We start from the raw sequence: 18,416 nt of genomic DNA on the forward strand, positions 1-18,416 counted from the left end.
TTAGGCATGCACTCCTAGCAGGGGTTTGTCCTGGCTAGGCATGGGTACAGGAGGTAGGTCTGGAACTGCTTGTAATAGTCCCTCCTCAAAGAGGCGCGCGGCCTTGTCTTTTTCACCGAGAGCCTGGAAAAGTCGCGCCAATTCTGCAGAAGTTGCAGGATCCTGGCGCAGTAACAGGCTTTTCTCGAAATACTGTTGTGCTTTGCCCCACAGCTCATTGCGCATGCTCAGGCGTCCGAGGCAGGTGAGTAGGTCGGCGCTCTCGCCGTACTCCTTGAACCAGCCCTCTGCGGCGGAGAGCTGTGCAGCGGCATCTGCTCCTGTGAGACGGCCATACAGGCTGGCCAGCTTGGGAGCCCACTCGCGGTTAAGCAACCAACGCAAGTGCTTCTCTGCTTCGACATCATCGCCACTGTGATGCAAGAGGCGAGCGTAAAGGCTGCGGAGCTCTACATTGCGCTGCCAGCGGCCATTCAGGCCGTGCCAGATACTGTGTAGTTTCTCTCTATCGTTGCGATTGGCGGCTTCGTTGAGTTGATGTTCGTAGACTTCTCGCTCCAGTTTTTGCAGGTCTTCCTCGGGCATATTGGCATTCTTTTCCAGCTCAGGGAGCAGCTCTCTCAAGCTGCTCCAGTCACCCAGAGAGTAGTAGGCCTGTTTGAGCATTTGCAGCAGGGCCGGATGTTTGGGCTCCAACTGTTTAGCGCGCTTGAGACTGGCGATACACTGTTCGTAGTGCTTGTCCTGCAGCTGCATGCGGGCCTGGCTCAAGGCCACTGCCAGGCGAGTGTCTTCCCCACAGGCTTCAGCTTTTGCCAGTAACTCGTTAGCTTCCTCGCGAAACCCCAGTTCGTGAGCACTGCGTGCGGCGGCCAGGTAATTAATCAGCGGCGCTTCTGAGCGTGGTGCGCTTTTCAGGAGTTGCCGACGCGCTCGAGACCAGTTGCCCTCCATAAATTCCACTAGACCACTGGTGAGGCGTCGGCGTGCGACTCTTTGGCGGCCGAAGCGCAGGCGGTCGACACTGCCACGTACAGCGCGAAACAGGCTGCGGGCTATCCAGGTGAGAACAAATATGGCGAGTAACAGGGCGACAAGTGCGACTATCGCGAACCAAAGGTTCATCTCATACCCTTTGTTCAACTCGCCGCCGAAGCCGATCACCAGGTACCCCGGATAATTTTGGTTGATCTGCGGCAGCAGAGCGCCGAGCAGTAGCAGGGCAACCGCAGCAAAAAGCACTTTCCTCACTGGGTGATCTCCTCCGCCGTACCGGCATCATGCCCGGAGGCTTTGTGAAGCCGCTCGATGTAATTGTAAAGGGCGACCTGCGAGGCATTTAAGTCTGGCATTTGGGCTTGAATGGGCTGTTCACTGAGTTCTGCCAATTGTTGTGCCAGTGCGTTGCGCTGGGCATTGGCAGTGCCATAGGTCAGGAGCAATTCGCGGGCGCTCTCCAAAGCGTCTTTGTAAACGGTAGAGTCGCCGCGCAACAGGGCCAGCTGTGCCTGTTCCATGTTGAGACGCAAAGTTTGGCGAAAGCGGGTTTCGCTTTGTGGGGAGAGCATTACTGGGTTGATATCGCCGTCGATGGGGCGAACAGAGTCGCGCAGGAAGGCGGTAAAGTGCTGCCAACTGCGCTCCCACGGGGATTGGTTTTCCTGAGTGGGCTCTGCTTTTGTTTCCCCCTTCTGAGGCTGGGCCATATCAAACTGTGGTTGGATTGAGGCGTGAATCAACTGTTCTTCCAGGGCGCGCAGGCGCAAGTAGAGCCCCTCCCGGTCGACATTTTCCACCAGTTTTAGAGCGGTAATATCCCGTGCCAGTTGCTGGCGTACTCCGTACAGGTCGGGAAGGTTTACCTGGCGCAAAATAGTATCGACCTTTTCGACTAGACCCAGGGCGGCGCGGCTATTGTCTTCCAGCATCAGGCGCTGATTGGCCATACGCAACAAATAGTCGGCCTCGGCCAGCTGCCAATCCTCGCGGCTCACGTTTCCCAGCTCGCTGAGGCGGTTGCCCTGTGCGGTGAGACTGCGCTGCATGCCCGCTAGCTGTTGCTGCAGCTGTGCAATAGTGCGGGTTTGCAACTGAATTTGATTGCGTAGAGCGGTATCTGCCTGCTGAAGTTGATCCAATTGCTGGCTCTGAGCGGAGGGTGCTGGAACTTCTGCTTGCTGGGGTTCTACAGGAGGGCGGGACTCAGCTGTCGGTTGTGGGACTGTCGAAGTAGTTGGGGAAGTTTCTTGTACGGCTTGGCTAGTGGTATCTGGCCTTGCTGAAATGTTTGATGTTGTGGCTTCGCTTTGAGGCTCAGTTCTCTCGGTGGAGACAGTCTGTTTGGTGGGGAAGAAGTTCAGCTGAGTGATGCGATTACGCAGCTGGGGCCAGCTGTACCAGGCAAAAGCGATCAGGGCGATGAGCAAAAGGATAAAGACCAGCCACCACCAGTGGCCGCCGCTTTTTTTAGGCATCGCCTCCATAGAAGTCTTATCATTTTTGCCCTGTGCTGCCTTGGCAAAATTACTCTTGCTCTCCCCCTTGGCCAGTGTATCGGAGGTGAGTTCCTTCGCCGGGGAGGCGGAGTTATCCTTGGGTTTTTCGTTGGTCATGGGCATGGAGTGCAGCTGGTTATTGTCGTCGGATTATAGCGAGTGGCGCCGACCATAATAGCGCCGGTGGCTTCGTTTTGAGATTTTTAACCCAACCGGGCCGGGAATTCGAGAGTAATTCAGCCTAGCGCCTTGAGTAATGCTTCTAGCATAGCGCTGTCTCCGGCATTCAGGGCGGTGTAGGCATGAGTAAAGCCCAATGCCCGGGCCTGTTCCGCCACTCGCGCACTGGGGCAGATAAGGGCGGCCTGCAGTAGCCGCTCGCAATTTGAGCGCTCAATGCAGGTGTGCAGGTTCGCAAGTGTCTCGCCGCTGTGCACAGTGATGGCGTCCGGGGCAAAAGCATACTGGGCCAAATCTGCCGGGGCGTTTGTGGGTAGACACCTGCGGTAGAGCTCACAGTAGTCCACACGCGCACCGCGAGCGCGCAGTGTGTCACCAATCAGAGTACGCCCACCTGCGCCGCGAAAAATCAGCACCCGTTGCTCGGAAATCTCTTGAAGAGCGGGCTGGGCGAGAAGGTCTTCAGAATTCATATGCTCGCCACCGTGTTCGCAGGAAATACCACGCGCCAACAGAGCCTTCGCTGTAGCCGCGCCAATGGCAAAATAGCGCGGCCCCTGGGGTATCTGAGGCCAGTAATCTTCCAGCCAGTCGACGGCGTAGCGCACCGCATTCTGGGAGACGAAAATGGCAAAATCCACTTGGTCGAAATCGAGAATGCGTTTTTTAATAGCCTGCTGAGCAGTCCCCTCAGTGAGGGGGGCGATCGCCAACATGGGAATACTGTCAACCGTCGCGCCCTCGGCACACAACAGCGCGTCCCAGGTGTCGGCTTGGTGTGCAGGGCGAGTAGTCAATATTCGCTTGTTGTGCAGGCTTTTGGCCATATCGATCTGCCCTAGGCTCAAATCGCGGCAAGGATTTTTTCGGCACCCTGTTCCAGCAACTGTTCCGCGAGTTGAATTCCCAGTGCTTCGCCATCCTCTGCCGCACCGCGGATTTCGGCGCGGATCATGGTGGTACCATCGGGGCTGCCGACCAGGCCGCGCAACCACAGATTGTCGCCTTCCAGCTCGGCGTAGCAGCCGATAGGAACCTGGCAACCGCCGTTAAGGCGCTTGACCAGCGCCCGTTCGGCACTGAGACGTGCGGCGGTTTCACGGCAGTGCAGGGGTTGTAACAGGGCTTCCAGCTCGCTGTCCTTGCGGGCTTCGATGCCGACGGCGCCCTGGCCTCCGGCGGGTAGCAATACCGTGGAAGGTAAAAAGCTGCGGATGCGCTCGCGCATTTCCAGGCGCAGCAGGCCGGCGGCTGCAAGAATAATGGCGTCGTATTCTCCCGCGTCCAGTTTGGCAAGGCGGGTGTTCACGTTGCCGCGCAGGAACTTGACTTCAAGATCGGGGCGGTGGGCAAGAAGCTGGCACTGGCGGCGCAGACTCGAGGTGCCTACCACCGCGCCCTGGGGCAGCTCTTCAAAACTGGCAAACTGGTTGCTAACGAAGGCATCGCGCGGATCTTCGCGCTCACAAATTACCGGTAGGTAGAGGCCCTCGGGAAATTCCATCGGCACATCTTTCATGGAATGCACGGCGATATCCGCACGCCCTTCCAGCATGGCCACTTCCAACTCTTTCACAAAGAGCCCTTTGCCGCCCACCTTGGTCAGGGGAATATCCAGCACCCGGTCGCCCCGGCTAGTCATTGGTAGCAGTTCCACCTGTAATTCGGGGTGCTCCTGCTGAAGGCGGTCCTTGACGAAATTGGCCTGCCAGAGGGCCAGGGCGCTTTCGCGGGTGGCGATACGGATACGGGAAATGGGCATAGGGTTCGGTCACTCGGTTGTATGGGCGGACAATTCTATCAGAGCCCTGGCAGCTGTGGCTCAGATTGCACTGGCAACGGGAGCGGGTATCAGGGGCGCGCGCGCAGCCAGTCCTCGAGGATGATGCGCGCGGCGATGGAATCCACGGGGTTATCGGCATAGTTACCCCGGTGGCCGCGCTCCGCAGCCTCTTCCTTTGCCGCGCGGGTGCTGAGGCGTTCATCGATCATTTCCACTGGCAACCCGGTGCGTCCGTGCAGGCGCTGACCGAATTTTCGGGCACGTGCGCCGAATTCGCTTTCACTACCGTCCATATTCAGCGGTAGGCCCACGAGCAAATAATGCGGCCGCCATTCATCGATCAGTTGCTGCACCGTGTTCCAGTCCGGCTTGCCGTCCTTTGCTGGCAGCGGCGGTAGCTCTTTGGCGCTGGCGGTCAGACTCTGACCATAGGCGAGGCCGATGGAACGAGTGCCAAAATCGAAGGCGAGGGCGGTAATGGGTTTGCTCATCAGGGGAAACATCCGGTTCTGGGAAATCAATCTCGGAGCGGATGATAACCGGGATGGGCTAAGCGTGTCCGGCCTGAGAGCCAAGCCCGGAAAGGTCGATGCCGTGGCGTGCTGCGGCGCTCTGCCAGCGTTTTTCCACAGGGGTGGCAAAAAGAATTTCGGGTTCCGCCGGCAGTGTCAGCCAGGCGTTTTCCGCCAACTCCTGCTCCAGCTGCCCCGGCCCCCAGCCGGAGTAGCCCAGGGCCAGCAATACATCGTCGGGGCCGTGCCCGGAGGCGAGGGATTCGAGAATATCCCTGGATGCGGTGAGGCTGATCTCCATATTGATCTCGGTGGTTGAGTCGAACTGCACGCCGGCACCATGCAGAACAAAGCCCTGTTCCGGGGAGATTGGGCCGCCTAACAGGACGGCTTCACCACCCCGCTGGCTGGAATCCTGTAGCGATAGCTGCTCGAAAACTTCTCTCCAGTGCACCTTACTGGGGGCGTTGATCACAATGCCCATAGCCCCTTCCTGGCTGTGCTCAACAATCAGGGCGATGCTGTGCTTGAAGCGCGGGTCCTCCATACCGGGCATGGCCAGTAGGAATTGGCCGCGCAAGCTGCCGAGGGTCAGGTCGTTGTCAATGTTCGAGTTGGGCATAGCTGGATTCTAGGTCGCTTGCGTGCAAGGCAAGTTTAGCCGCGCTCGGGCAACTCACCTGCGGTAGTGGAGAACCCGGTCATTTCAAAACGCCAGGTACGAATGATTTCGAGACGGTCGGCCTCTTTGCGAATCTCCGCAGGGAAAGGTGCGAAGGGCGCTGCCAGGCGCACAATCTGTTGGGCGGCATCGTCGAGGATACGCTCACCGGAAGAATTCAGGATGATTACCTCCTCCACGGCGCCTGTGGGCAGTAGACGCACCATCATACGCAGGCTACCGGTGATTTTTTGTTGCAGTGCTTCCTCGGGGAAGTTGTCACTGCCCACGGCCTCAACTTTCTGGCGCCAATCGTGCAGATAGGCGGCATCCGCTGAGGCCTTGGTTGCGACAGAGGTAAGCCTGCGCACCCGCGGGCGCTGGGCGATAGTCTGGCGGATCTTGTCCAGGCGTGCCTGTAGGCTGGCAATTTTAGGATTGGTCTTGGCCAAGTCATTGGGCGCATCGCCGCGTTTCTCATCGGAAAGCTTTTCTTCGGCGGGCAGTTCTGGAGCCTGCAGAGGGCTGTTGCCGATGGTAGTAATCAACTGACGTCGTTGGTCAGCGGGCCGTGCAGCCTGTTGTTGCGGCAGCGGATTGACATCGTGAATTTGCGTATCGGCAAATTCGGCGCGGCGGTTGCTGGATAATTCTTTTGGGGTATCCGCCGTGCCGCTGGCCTGTTGGTTGTGTTGAGCCAGGTAGTCGGCATCCTCCGGCGCTTGTGGGGAATTATATTGGGACAGGGTGACTTCCAGGGTTGGTGCTGCCTGTCGTCCTTCTGGTGTAGCAAAAGCCACGCCAAAAATCAGAAGCGCGTGAATGGCGCCAGCGAGAAACAGCGAAAAGGCAAAACGCTCGCGCTGCTCCGCAGTACTTGGCGTCGTATTGGCGGTGGAATTCATTGTCTATTATCAGTTACTGCTTTTTTATCGCCGAGCGTTACGCTCGGCTTCCCACCCGGCCCGTTCACTGGCAAACAGCCCTGGGAGTCGTTCGAGTTAAGGGCGAAGTTTAACGCTTTTGTGCCAAGCGGTGTGTGATGGCGCTCATTAGTCGCGCACCGATATAGGTGTCGTAGGCCGCATCAATCTCGCGCACACACGTTGGGCTGGTGACATTGATTTCCGTAAGGTAATCACCGATGACATCCAGGCCTACGAACAAGAGCCCTTTTTCTTTTAATGTGGGGGCGACCTGCTCCACGATCCATCGATCGCGATCCGTCAGTGGCCGTGCCTCGCCGCGACCACCGGCGGCTAAGTTGCCGCGTGTTTCGCCCGCCTCGGGAATTCTGGCCAGGCAATAGGGCACCGCCACACCATCGACTACCAAAATTCGCTTGTCACCATCTTTGATTTCGGGAATGTAACGCTGCGCCATAATCTGTTGGCGACCGTGTTGAGTGAGCATTTCCAGAATGGCCCCTAAATTGGCGCCGTCGGGTTTGCAGTGAAAAATACCAGCGCCGCCCATGCCGTCCAAAGGTTTGAAAATGACATCGCGGTGAGTTTTGTGGAATTCACGCAGGCGTTGCATATCCTTGCTCACCAAAACAGGCGGGCAGCATTGCGGAAAAGTGGTCGCGAAAATTTTCTCATTACAGTCGCGCAGGGACTGCGGTTTGTTAACTACCAGGGCGCCTTCACGCTCGGCCGCCTCAAGGATGTAAGTGGAATAAATGTACTCATTGTCGAAAGGTGGGTCGACACGCATCAAAATTGTATCGAGTTCACCCAAGGGCATCTCTGTGGCTTCCTCGAGGCTGAACCAGCGCTCGGGATCGTCAAAAACCTTAAGAGGTCTGCCCCTGCCAATGGCACGGCCATTGTCCAAATACAGGTCGCTTTGCTCAAAATAAAACAGCTGGAAACCGCTGTCTTGTGCGGCCTGTAACAGTGCAAGTGTCGTATCTTTCTTAAAATTGATCTGGGCGATGGGGTCCATCACCACACCGAGGGAATAATTCATCTGAGCTTCCGTAGTTGAAGGGATATTTAATCCCACGCCGCGGTGGTTGTGGCTGTTTGAATAGTTGCCACTGCCAACTTGTTGGGTGGATAAGGTAAGAGCAGCTTCGTTGAGGTGCAACTTTATTAGTTGTGTCGGCTGGGTTTGGGGGTAAAGTGGTGATTATTTGAACCACAAAGTCGACGGCGCTTCCGCGCGGCTAGATTCACCTGGGGTTCTGTGATAAAAGTTCCACCCAGTGTGCGATCTTGGCAAAGTGAGACACCCAGGCCCCGCAAGCGGCTCAAAAAAGGGTGCAGATAAAAATTTTCGCGTGCCCGAAAATAAGTAAACAGGGGATTCAAAAAAGACTATGGAGCTTAACTGGGAAAGTCTGACTGTAATGGTGATTGACGACAGTAAGACAATTCGCCGCACCGCCGAGACCTTGCTACAAAAAGCGGGTTGCACAGTCGTCACCGCGACAGATGGTTTTGATGCGCTGGCGAAAATCGCGGACTCCCGTCCCGATGTTATTTTTGTCGATATCATGATGCCGCGCCTGGATGGCTACCAGACCTGTGCGCTGATTAAGAACAACAGCGAATTCCGCTCCACCCCGGTAGTTATGTTGTCGAGCAAGGATGGTTTGTTCGATAAAGCAAAAGGCCGTGTTGTTGGCTGTGATCAATACCTAACTAAACCGTTTAGTAAAAGCGAACTGCTGGGTGCAATTTCCGCCCATGCAAAACCGCATCACGCAGCCTGAGTGATCACTAACAAAAAATAAGGTTCTTATTTGGAACCACTATCTTCGCTTTTTGGCGGGGAAGATGATTTAACAGACGCACCTCTCATCCCATCTGCCTGGGAAGGGAGGTTCTGTAGTCTGGCAGTGCATTGGCAGTAAGTGCAGACTTGGCACATGCCATCAAAGATAAATACAACAAATCGCCAAGCACTGTCACTTGTAGCGCAGTTGCCAATTAGAAGAAGTCATGGGGGAAATGATGGCAAGAGTACTAATAGTAGATGACTCTCCTACCGAAACACACAAGCTGACCACAATACTCGAAAAAAATGGCCATGCCGTAATTACCGCGCCCAACGGCGAAAACGGTGTGGATGTTGCGCGCACTCAACGCCCAGACCTGATTTTGATGGATATTGTGATGCCCGGGCTGAATGGTTTCCAAGCCACTCGCCAGTTGAGCAAGGATGGCAACACCGCCGGGATACCGATCATTATGGTGACCACCAAGGATCAGGACACTGACCGGGTGTGGGGGATGCGCCAGGGCGCCAAAGCTTATCTCACCAAGCCCGTCGATGAGGGCAAATTGTTGAAAGCCATCGAGGAGGTGTTGGCCTGAAGGCCAGCTGCTCAACGTGCAGTCACAAACACCCTATCTAGCACTTGTTGATATCGCTCGGCGAGCCAAAGCGCAGGCCACAGGCCTGCCCGGCCGTCGAGAAATCAAACCCTACTGGACCGGAATCGGTTTTTCTCTACTCGACCACAATTTTGTCGCCTCGATGGATGATGTTGTGGAATTGCTCGAAGTGCCGCAACACACTTTTATCCCTGGCGTACAGCCTTGGGTAAAAGGCGTTTCCAATGTACGCGGCCGCCTGTTACCCCTGATTGATCTCGCAGCCTTTTATGGAGGCCACCTCACGGGCCCACGCCAACAGCGCAGGGTTCTGGTGTTAGAGCGGGAAAAAACTTACGTGGGGTTGATTGTCGACAGGTTGCACGGAATGCAGCATTTGGCATTTGAATATGCCCATGAAGCACCGACAGATTTGATTGAGCCGTTTGCGCCCATGGTGCATGGCCAGTTTATTTTACAAAAGGACCGGTGGTTGGTGTTCGACATGCGGGCTCTGCTCAAAGACCCTCATTTTATGGATGCTGCTGTTCGCTGAGGTCCGATTGGATTTTTCGACATCTCACAATGAGATGCTGGGGGGACCCACAAGCGGTGCAGGGATGTCCGCACTGGCTGAGGGCCATTGTCATTAAAGCGTTAAATATTAAGTGGTATTAAACCGGCCTCTTGCTTGGGCCCGCTAGGAGTAAATTATGAAAACAGGCTCCCAGAGTTCCTTTTCCGCGTTTCGCAGTAACCCTGCCGCGCTGGGTTTGGGTCTGCTGGTACTCGCCGTACTGGCGGGGCTGATTGTCAGTATCTATTTGGTACAGACCCGCAGTGATCGCGATAAGGAGTACCTGCAGCAGGTAGCAGAACTGCGTGCACTTTCTTACCAGCTGGTTTCCTATGCACCGGCGGCGACTTCCGGTGATGATGAAGCATTTGCCGAACTGGAAAAAGTTTCCGGACAGATGGCCAGTGCCTGGAATCAGCTGCAGGGGATGGATAAAGGCAGCCGCAGGGCGCTGGACGCTGAACTGGCCACTTACGGTACCGTTTGGCGCAAGCTGCGCGAGCAGGTCGATACCATTATCAGCAACAAGGAAACCATCGTCTTCCTTAACGATATTGCCTCCACGTTGAGTGACTCCCTGCCGGAACTGCAGGCCGAGCACAACAACATCGTGGAAATTCTGCTGGCCAATAACGCACCGGCCAATCAGGTAGAGCAGGCCCAGCTACAAGTTTGGCGGGCAGAGCGAATCGGCCGAAACATCGACAAGATGCTGCAGGGTGGTGACGATGCGGAAGCCGCGGCAGATCAGTTTAATACTGATGCCAGCCTCTTCGGTAAAGTGGTAGATGGCATGAAGAGCGGTGATGTGGTGATGGGAATTTCCCGCATTACCGATGAGGAAGCGCGCCGCTCACTGGATGAAATTACTGAATTGTTTGGGTTCGTAAGCACCTCTGTAAGAGATATCTTCGAAGCGACTCCCGCACTGTTTGCCTCGCGCCAGGCCACCAACGGTATTATCGCCTCCTCGCCGCAACTGCTTGAGGCCCTGAGCACCCTGAACGACCGTATTGTGAACCTGGCCGATGAGCGCCAGCCCAACAATATGACCATTTCTATTTTGGCCGCAGGGTTTGTGCTGTTGATTTTTGCCATGATGGGAATGGCCTTCTCCGGTACCCGCCGCAGCCTGATGGAAGAAGCCGATACCAACGAGCGCAACCAGCAGGCGATTATGCAGCTGCTGGATGAGCTGGCCGACCTCGCCGACGGTGACTTGACGACCTCGGCAACGGTAACCGAGGCCTTTACCGGTGCGATTGCGGACTCTATCAACTTCACCATCGACCAGCTGCGCGTGCTGGTATCTCGAATCAACGGTGCAGCACAGGAAGTATCCGGCCTGTCCCAAGAAACCCAGCAGACAGCCCTGCATCTGGCCGAGGCCTCAGAACACCAGGCTCAGGAGATTGCCGGGGCCTCCGCCGCGGTGAACGAGATGGCGGTCACCATTGACCAGGTATCTGCCAACGCCTCCGAGTCCGCGCAGGTTGCCGAACGCTCGGTACAGATTGCCAGCAATGGTTCCAAGGTGGTGCAAAACACCATCAAGGGCATGGACAATATCCGCGAGCAGATTCAGGATACCTCCAAGCGAATCAAGCGCCTGGGTGAATCCTCCCAGGAGATTGGCGATATCGTGAGCTTGATTAACGACATTGCCGACCAGACCAACATTCTCGCATTGAACGCCGCTATTCAGGCGAGCATGGCCGGTGATGCCGGCCGCGGCTTCGCCGTGGTTGCGGACGAGGTACAGCGACTGGCGGAACGCTCGGCCGCTGCGACCAAGCAGATTGAAGGCCTGGTGAAAGCGATTCAGTCTGACACCAACGAAGCGGTGATTTCCATGGAGCAGACCACCACTGAGGTGGTGCGCGGTGCCCGCTTGGCACAGGACGCTGGTGTCGCCCTGGAGGAGATTGAAAACGTATCCAGCAACCTGGCCTCGTTGATCCAAAACATCTCCAACGCCGCTCGTCAGCAGGCCTCTTCTGCCGGTCATATTTCCAACACCATGAACGTGATTCAGGAAATTACTTCGCAGACCTCTGCCGGTACCCAGGCTACTGCCCAGTCCATTGGTAACCTGGCACAAACCGCCAGCGCGCTGCGTGAATCCGTTGCCGGCTTCAAACTGCCGCAGGAGGAGAGCGTGGAAACCAATAGTGAGATGTACGACGTGGAGTTGCCGGAGATGGATACGGACACTTTCACGCTCGACAGTGAGGAAAGCAATTCCTTGGAGTCCCGCGAAGACCGGGCTCTGGCCTAACCCACAAAATAAAGCCCGGCGCCCTTGCTGGCTGCCGGGTGGAGAGGGCGCACGGAACACTTCCGCAAGACCGCGAACCCTGGCTCGCGCCGGGTAGAGCGCCTGCATAGAGAAAGAATTATTGGGGACTTGGCGTGAGTCACGACAATCCGAACTTCATGGCCCTGGACTGGCTGATAGGTGAAATTAACGAGACCCTGGCGCAGGCGCGTCAATTTCTCGAGACTTTTGCCTCGGACCCGCAAGCCGGCGAGACCCTGCTGCAGAACAGTTTGTCCCTGGTGCACCAGGTACACGGCAGCCTGCATATGGCGCAGCTCAATGGTGCGGCGATGCTGGCCGAAGAAATGGAGCAGTTGCTTCAGTCGCTGGCCGGCGGCACTGTAGAAAATACCGATGAAACGCGCGAATTTATGATGCGCGCCCTGCTGGAGCTGCCTCTCTATTTGGAGAAGGTGTCATTCCAGCGCAGGGATAATGCGGTATTGTTGCTGCCACTCCTCAACGATTTGCGTGCGGTGCGCCGCGAGCGCCTGATTACCGAGGGCGCACTCTTCTCTCCAGATCTCTCCTCATTGAGTCGCATCGCCGGTAAGCGCCAGCCCTTGACGGCGGACAATGCACGCCTGCAGGAACTGGTAGGCAAGCTGCGCAAAATGTACCACGTAGCCGCAGCGGGTTTGATCCGCGATGTGAACAGTGGCGAGAGCCTTTCCTACCTAGTAAAGATTATCGAAAAACTGCAACTGCTCTATAGCGGTAGCCGTCGTCAATCCCTATGGGAAGTCCTGCTGGGTATCCTGGAAGCTCTGGCTGAACATCGCATCACTGTGCAGCCTGCATTGCGTCATCTGCTGCGCCGTATCGACGTTGAGTTCCGTTTATTGCAGGGCCGTGGCGCCAGGGTATTGGATGCCGAGCTGGATGCAGATTTCCTTTGCAACCTGCTGTTCTACGTTTATTTGGCCGGCCCAAATGGCAATCGCTGCCAGGGGCTTTACCAACGCTTTGCACTGGATAAGGCGGTGCCGGGCACTCCCAGACCGGATACTGAAGACGTCCTGGCGATGGGGCCAGAAGCACTGGGCACTGCCATAACTGCACTGCGAGAAGAGCTGCAACTGGTGCGCGAGGCGCTGGAACCCGGCGGCGCTGCCTCCGAGCAGCCCCCTCTCAATGAGACCGCAACCATAGCCAAGCGGATCGCGGATACGCTCGGTGTTTTGGGGCTCGAGGCGCCGCGAGGCCGTGCCCGGGGCATTTATGAATGCCTGCGCGATGCCTCGCGCGGTAGCGATGTCGATGAGTATCTGATGCGCGCCGCAGGCGAACTGGTACAACTCGATTCGGCCCTGGCGGCTACTGTCGATCGCAATAAGCGCGGTGACGATGACCAGCCGATTATGGGGGATGCCACAGATTCAGTGTTGCGCGAAGCGCGCCTGGGCTTGGAGGCGGTAAAAGAGGCGGTCATGGAGTATGTGGCCAGCCATTGGGATATCAGCTATTTGAGCCGCGTACCCCAGCGACTGCAAGAGGTTTGCGGCGGACTGGAGATGGTGGGCTACCAGCGTGCGAGCAAAATCATTGCCGCCTGCAACAGCTATATCAGCGACGCCCTGATGGAGCGGGCAGAGCAGCCGGAGTGGCGCATGCTCGATACCCTGGCCGATGCGATTACCAGTGTTGAGTACTATCTGGAGCGCCGTGTCGAGGGCTTGGATGATACCGAAATGCTGCTGGCTTTGGCCGAAGACAGTATCGCGAATCTCGGTATCTCCTTTGTCGGTGAAGAAACTGATGACCCAGTAGAAGAGACAGAGCCCGCTCGCGAAAATATGGCGGACGAAGAGGGCAGCGATGCCCTGGAGTTATTGACACCTGAGGTTTTCGAAACCACAGACTCCGACGAGAGTGACGAAAGTAAAGCGATAGAGCGACCCTCCACCGTTATCCCCGAGCAAATCGAGACGGAGCCTGCGACGGCTCCAATCGTTGATTCGCCAGCAGAAGCTCAGGGGTTGGAGTTAGGGGGAGCTCCTGTTTCAGAAGCGTCCGTTAGCGAAGAAAATCGCAACAATGAGGACAACTGGTTCTCGCCGACTGAAGAGCCTGTTGAACCTGAGCCCATCACCGAGGCCCCGGTAATAGCGGCTGAGGACTTTGTTTCGGCAGTGCCGGCGGATGAGCGTGAAGATGCGCTGCTGCCAGCCGATGCTGAGCTGTTTGAGGAGACTGGCTCGACCACAGAACCGGTTGAGAGCGAGCCTCAGCAGTTAGTCGAGGACAGTGAGAGTTTGATCGATGATGAGATCATCGAAATTTTCCTCGAGGAGGCCAGCGAAGTACTCGCCCATATCGGCAATTACTTCCCGGAATGGGCTGCCAATTTTGCCAACACCGATGCCCTGGTGGAGTTCCGCCGCGGCTTCCACACCCTGAAAGGTTCCGGCCGCATGGTCGAGGCGCTGGATATTGGCGAGCTGGCCTGGGCAGTGGAAAACATGCTCAATCGGGTGATCGATGACAGCATTAAGCCTGAACGCGCCCATGTGCTGTTGATTGAGCGGGTCTACCAGAAGCTGCCATCGATGATTGAGGCATTCCGTCTCCGCCAGGGTGACCCGGATAAGCCCCTCACACTTCAATTGCAGGCCTGGGCGGAGCAGCTCAGCCAGGGGCACATCCCCTCGGAACTGCTGGCCCAAGATACAAATACAGCCCCCGCGGCAACGGTTGATGAAGCGGAGTGTAACGATGAGCGGGCGCAGCTGTGGGAAATTTTTGCCCAGGAGGCTGAAACTCACCTAAGCGTTGTCGATGGCTACCTCGCGGATATGCGCGCAGCAGCCCCGGTTTACGGCGTACCCAGCGATCCCCTGCACCGTGCCCTGCATACCCTGAAGGGCTCCGCCCATATGGCGGAGGTCAAGGTGGTGGCCGAGATGATGGCACCTCTGGAGCGCTTCGCCAAAGAGCTGCGTATTTACCAGGTGCCCATCGATGCGGATATCTTCGATCTGATAGGCGATGGCGCTAGTTACGTGCGCCAGGTTTTGGCTCAGATCCGCGCTGAAGCACCCATCGTGGTCGAGAGAGCGGAGCAATTCCTCGCCCGCATTGCCGAGTTACAGGAACGCTCTGTGGGTCACCTGATCCGCGAGCGCGAAGCGAATGAGCCCAGAGCCGTAGATCCGCAACTTCTTGAAGTGTTGATGGCTGACGGTATGCGTGTCCTGCTGGATGCGGACCAGATGCTCAGCCAGTGGCGTTCAAATCCCGCCGATAAATCCAAGGTCAGTGAAGTTGCGGAAGAGCTCAATGTTCTGCAGGAGGCGGCCAGTCGCGCCCAGCTACCAACCCTGGCAGAGCTGGCACAGTTGCTGTTGGAAGTTTATCGCAAGGTATTGGCCGGTCAGTTAGAGGAAGAGCCGGCCTTGTGGGCTTCCCTTGAGCAGGGACACAACGAGCTACTGGACCTGGTCGATGCGGTCGCCGCTGCCCAGGATCTGCCCGAGGTTAGCGAGGCGGTAGAGGAAGCATTACGCTATCTGGCAGAAGGCGAACTGAGAGAAGAAGCGTACGAGGAAGATTACGACCTGAGCGAACTGGGTATTGAGGCACAACCCCTCGACTCGGTAGGTACAGAGGCTGCGGTGGTAGGCACTGTGGTAGAGGAGCAAACGGATTCCACCGATGAGGTGCAAGCTCCCGCAGCGGAACTGGAAACCGTATTTGAATCTGCTTCTGAAGCGGATGCGGAACCTCTGTTGGACGTCGAGATAGAGCTTTCACACTCAACTGAGCTGGAAAGCGTTGATGCCCCAGTGGCAGCGGCAGCAGAAAAGAGTCGTGAGGAGCCTGAGGAAGTCTCGTCCGAGCCGGCCCTGGATGATTTATATGAGGCACTGTTTGAGCTGACTGAATCCAGTGCGGCCAATGCAGATGAGGCTGGCACACCTGCCCAGAGTGCTATAGAGCCTAGCCAAGAAGTTTGGGATTCCTCTCTTGGCATCCCCGATGTTGACAAGCCTGCACCGCAAGCGGGTCCTTTAGAGCAGCAGCGTCTGCTGGCGGAAATCGATCCCGATGTGGTCGATGTGTTTATGGAAGAGGCCGGCGATCTAACCGATGAGCTGGAGGAGTTGATTCAGGCCTGGGAAGATACCCCTGAGAGCGCCGAGCATGCTGAGGCGCTCAAACGGGTGCTGCATACTTTCAAGGGCGGCGCCCGTATGGCCGGCTTAATGGGCCTCGGTGAAGTAGCGCACCGCTTTGAAACCGCGATTGAGGGCATGCGCGGTATTGTGAAGCCCTCGGCGCAATTCTTTACTGATGCGCACTCTACTCATGACCGAATTGCCGATGGCGTGGAAACGGTGCGCGCCTGGATGGCGGGCGAGCAGTTGGAGGCTTTTGTCCAGCTTATCAGCACAGACTGGGCTGATGGCCAGGCGTCAATAAATAATGCGTTTGAAACCGTCTCTCAAGAGCTACCAGGTGAGGATCTCCCCAGCGCTGAGGCTGCATTGGAAGCTTTCTCTGATGAATCCCATGGCGAAGCTGGCGAAGGGGAATTATTGCCCGTTACCGGCGGTGAGGGTCTTGCCCCAGAGTTAAGGCCAGAGCCCACCGAATTACTGCCAGAGGCTGTGCAAACGGCAAATGCTGGCAATGTTCTGCCATTTATCCGCAAGCCCGGAGGGGTGGAAAATGAAGTGTCCGCGCCCACCAGGAACCAACCTCAGGAAATGGTGCGGGTTGCAGCGGAGCTGCTGGAAGAGCTGGTAAACCTCGCAGGTGAGACCGCTATTTCCCGTGGCCGCCTCGAAGAGCAGATGAGTGAGTTTGGTCTGGCGCTCGATGAGATGGACTCGACCCTGTTGCGTCTTAACGAACAGTTGCGCCGTTTGGATCGCGAAACCGAAGCACAAATCCTGTTCCGCCAGGAGCAGCTGGCCGAACAGGATGGTGATTTTGATCCGCTGGAGATGGATCGCTACTCCTCTATTCAGCAGCTGTCTCGCTCCTTGCTGGAGTCCACTTCTGACTTGATGGAGCTGCGCTCCACCCTGGATAACAAGGCCCGCGATACCGAGACGCTGTTGTTGCAGCAGTCTCGTGTCAACACAGAGTTGCAAGAGGGGCTAATGCGCAGTCGCATGGTGCCCTTCTCACGCTTGGTGCCCAGATTGCGCCGTATTGTGCGCCAGGTGAGTGCCGAGCTAGGTAAGCAGGTGGAGTTGGTGTTCTCCAACGTGGAGGGCGAACTGGACCGGTCCATGCTGGAGCGCATGGTGGCACCTCTGGAGCATATGCTGCGCAATGCGGTTGACCACGGCATTGAAATGCCCGATCTACGTCGCGCGGCGGGTAAGGCCGAGCGCGGGCGTATCGATGTAGCCCTGGCCCGCGAAGGCAGTGAGGTGGTACTGACTATTCGCGACGACGGAGCCGGGGTGAACCTGATCCGTGTGCGGGAAAAGGCGGTAGAAAATGGCCTGATGCGCGCGGATGCGGAGCTTTCCAATAACGAAATCCTGCAGTTTATCCTGCAGGCGGGGTTCACCACTGCGGAAAAAGTAACCCAAATTTCCGGCCGCGGCGTGGGTATGGATGTGGTTTCCGCCGAGCTGAAACAGATCGGCGGCAGCGTGCATATCAACTCCGAGGCCGGTGCAGGAACGGAATTTGTCGTGCGCCTGCCGTTTACCGTGTCGGTAAACCGCGCCCTGATGGTGAAGATAGGCGAGGACTTGTTCGCTCTGCCACTCAATACCATCGAAGGTATAGTGCGCCTCAGCCCCTTTGAGCTGGAACACTACTACCGCTCAAGTGATGCCCGCTTTGAGTATGCCGGCGAGCTATATGAGGTGAACTACTTCGGCACCCTGCTGAAGTCTGGCGCCCAGCCGAAACTCAGTGTCGATGATATGCAGTTACCGGTATTGCTGGTGCGCTCCGAAGGCCACGCTATGGCCCTGCAGGTGGATGCTATCCGCGGCAGCCGAGAAATTGTTGTGAAGAGCCTGGGCCCACAGTTTGCCGGGGTGCAGGGAGTTTCCGGAGCCACCGTTACTGGTGATGGCAGCGTGGTGGTAATTCTCGATGCCCATGCTCTGTTACGTCGCCAGGCTACTCAGTTGGCGCGCCCGGATATGCCGCAGCTGCAATTACAAGCAGAACAACAGCCCGAGCCGGAAGCGCGCCAGCAGACCGTTATGGTGGTGGACGATTCTGTTACCGTACGCAAGGTGACCACACGCTTCCTGGAGCGCGAGGGTTACTTGGTAAGTACCGCCAAAGATGGTCAGGATGCGGTGATCCAGTTGCAGGATAAGGTTCCGGATCTCATTCTGCTGGATATTGAGATGCCGCGTATGGACGGTTTTGAGGTAGCGCGCCATATCCGCTCAAGTAGTCGTCTGCGCGATATTCCTATTGTGATGATCACCTCCCGTACTGGCAGTAAGCACCGCGATCACGCTATGTCCCTTGGCGTCAATCACTACCTTGGTAAACCTTACCAGGAGGATGTATTGCTCGAGGCGATTCGCGAATATGCCGGTACCTCGGCCGTTGGCAGCTGAGCGGCTAAGAAATGAGA

At 56.8% G+C, this 18,416-nt stretch carries 13 protein-coding genes; 5 read left to right on the forward strand and 8 right to left on the reverse strand.

The genetic code is table 11. The features are described 5' to 3' along the window. The 8 genes from FIU95_RS00975 to gshB form a co-directional block, all read right to left on the reverse strand. A complete protein-coding gene (locus tag FIU95_RS00975; protein WP_152450651.1) occupies window positions 1-1,251 on the reverse strand; it encodes a heme biosynthesis HemY N-terminal domain-containing protein in 1,251 nt (416 codons plus the stop codon). After that, a complete protein-coding gene (locus FIU95_RS00980; protein ID WP_152450653.1) occupies window positions 1,248-2,618 on the reverse strand; it encodes a uroporphyrinogen-III C-methyltransferase in 1,371 nt (456 codons plus the stop codon). Before FIU95_RS00980 ends, FIU95_RS00975 begins: the two co-directional genes overlap by 4 nt. Before the next feature lie 113 nt (window positions 2,619-2,731). Beyond that, window positions 2,732-3,502, reverse strand: a complete 771-nt coding sequence (locus FIU95_RS00985; protein WP_152450655.1) for a uroporphyrinogen-III synthase — start codon at window positions 3,500-3,502, stop codon at window positions 2,732-2,734. Window positions 3,503-3,519: 17 nt separating this feature from the next. Further along, window positions 3,520-4,437 (reverse strand): hydroxymethylbilane synthase, encoded by a 918-nt coding sequence (hemC, locus tag FIU95_RS00990; protein WP_152450657.1) that lies wholly within the window; start codon window positions 4,435-4,437, stop codon window positions 3,520-3,522. An 89-nt stretch (window positions 4,438-4,526) separates the two neighbouring features. Beyond that, the gene (gene ruvX / locus FIU95_RS00995; RefSeq protein WP_152450659.1) at window positions 4,527-4,949 is read right to left on the reverse strand and encodes a Holliday junction resolvase RuvX; all 423 of its coding nucleotides are present in this window, start codon (window positions 4,947-4,949) and stop codon (window positions 4,527-4,529) included. A gap of 58 nt (window positions 4,950-5,007) precedes the next feature. Continuing rightward, the gene (locus tag FIU95_RS01000; RefSeq protein WP_152450661.1) at window positions 5,008-5,592 is read right to left on the reverse strand and encodes a YqgE/AlgH family protein; all 585 of its coding nucleotides are present in this window, start codon (window positions 5,590-5,592) and stop codon (window positions 5,008-5,010) included. A gap of 35 nt (window positions 5,593-5,627) precedes the next feature. Further along, window positions 5,628-6,536, reverse strand: coding sequence for an energy transducer TonB (locus FIU95_RS01005; RefSeq protein ID WP_152450663.1), 909 nt, complete (start codon window positions 6,534-6,536; stop codon window positions 5,628-5,630). Between the two features lie 109 nt (window positions 6,537-6,645). Continuing rightward, the gene (gene gshB, locus FIU95_RS01010; RefSeq protein WP_152450665.1) at window positions 6,646-7,602 is read right to left on the reverse strand and encodes a glutathione synthase; all 957 of its coding nucleotides are present in this window, start codon (window positions 7,600-7,602) and stop codon (window positions 6,646-6,648) included. Window positions 7,603-7,954: 352 nt separating this feature from the next. Here gshB and pilG point away from each other — a divergent pair, with 352 nt between their 5' ends. The 5 genes from pilG to FIU95_RS01035 all read left to right on the forward strand — a co-directional run bounded on the left by pilG (window position 7,955) and on the right by FIU95_RS01035 (window position 18,399). Next, window positions 7,955-8,350: a twitching motility response regulator PilG gene (gene pilG, locus FIU95_RS01015; protein WP_020413651.1), complete on the forward strand. Its 396-nt coding sequence runs from the start codon at window positions 7,955-7,957 to the stop codon at window positions 8,348-8,350. A 241-nt stretch (window positions 8,351-8,591) separates the two neighbouring features. Further along, on the forward strand, window positions 8,592-8,954 hold the full coding sequence (gene pilH / locus FIU95_RS01020) for a twitching motility response regulator PilH (protein WP_152456023.1): 363 nt from the start codon (window positions 8,592-8,594) through the stop codon (window positions 8,952-8,954). Window positions 8,955-8,970: 16 nt separating this feature from the next. Then, the gene (locus tag FIU95_RS01025) at window positions 8,971-9,510 is read left to right on the forward strand and encodes a chemotaxis protein CheW (protein WP_152450667.1); all 540 of its coding nucleotides are present in this window, start codon (window positions 8,971-8,973) and stop codon (window positions 9,508-9,510) included. A 157-nt stretch (window positions 9,511-9,667) separates the two neighbouring features. Continuing rightward, entirely contained in the window at window positions 9,668-11,809 is a 2,142-nt protein-coding gene (locus FIU95_RS01030) for a methyl-accepting chemotaxis protein (RefSeq protein WP_152450669.1), read from the forward strand. A 158-nt stretch (window positions 11,810-11,967) separates the two neighbouring features. Beyond that, window positions 11,968-18,399, forward strand: coding sequence for an Hpt domain-containing protein (locus FIU95_RS01035; RefSeq protein WP_152456025.1), 6,432 nt, complete (start codon window positions 11,968-11,970; stop codon window positions 18,397-18,399). The last annotated feature ends 17 nt before the right edge of the window (window positions 18,400-18,416 follow it).

Origin of the sequence: Microbulbifer sp. THAF38, from assembly GCF_009363535.1 — a bacterium.
In the GTDB taxonomy this organism is placed as follows: domain Bacteria; phylum Pseudomonadota; class Gammaproteobacteria; order Pseudomonadales; family Cellvibrionaceae; genus Microbulbifer.

Excerpts from the sequence above, each read along its gene's own strand:
- gshB (WP_152450665.1), bottom strand. The coding sequence starts at position 7,602 with ATGAATTATTCCCTCGGTGTGGTGATGGACCCCATCGCCCAGATCAAT.
- pilG (WP_020413651.1), top strand. The coding sequence starts at position 7,955 with ATGGAGCTTAACTGGGAAAGTCTGACTGTAATGGTGATTGACGACAGT.
- FIU95_RS00980 (WP_152450653.1), bottom strand. The coding sequence starts at position 2,618 with ATGCCCATGACCAACGAAAAACCCAAGGATAACTCCGCCTCCCCGGCG.
- ruvX (WP_152450659.1), bottom strand. The coding sequence starts at position 4,949 with ATGAGCAAACCCATTACCGCCCTCGCCTTCGATTTTGGCACTCGTTCC.
- hemC (WP_152450657.1), bottom strand. The coding sequence starts at position 4,437 with ATGCCCATTTCCCGTATCCGTATCGCCACCCGCGAAAGCGCCCTGGCC.
- FIU95_RS01030 (WP_152450669.1), top strand. The coding sequence starts at position 9,668 with ATGAAAACAGGCTCCCAGAGTTCCTTTTCCGCGTTTCGCAGTAACCCT.
- FIU95_RS01000 (WP_152450661.1), bottom strand. The coding sequence starts at position 5,592 with ATGCCCAACTCGAACATTGACAACGACCTGACCCTCGGCAGCTTGCGC.
- FIU95_RS00985 (WP_152450655.1), bottom strand. The coding sequence starts at position 3,502 with ATGGCCAAAAGCCTGCACAACAAGCGAATATTGACTACTCGCCCTGCA.
- FIU95_RS01005 (WP_152450663.1), bottom strand. The coding sequence starts at position 6,536 with ATGAATTCCACCGCCAATACGACGCCAAGTACTGCGGAGCAGCGCGAG.
- pilH (WP_152456023.1), top strand. The coding sequence starts at position 8,592 with ATGGCAAGAGTACTAATAGTAGATGACTCTCCTACCGAAACACACAAG.
- FIU95_RS01035 (WP_152456025.1), top strand. The coding sequence starts at position 11,968 with ATGGCCCTGGACTGGCTGATAGGTGAAATTAACGAGACCCTGGCGCAG.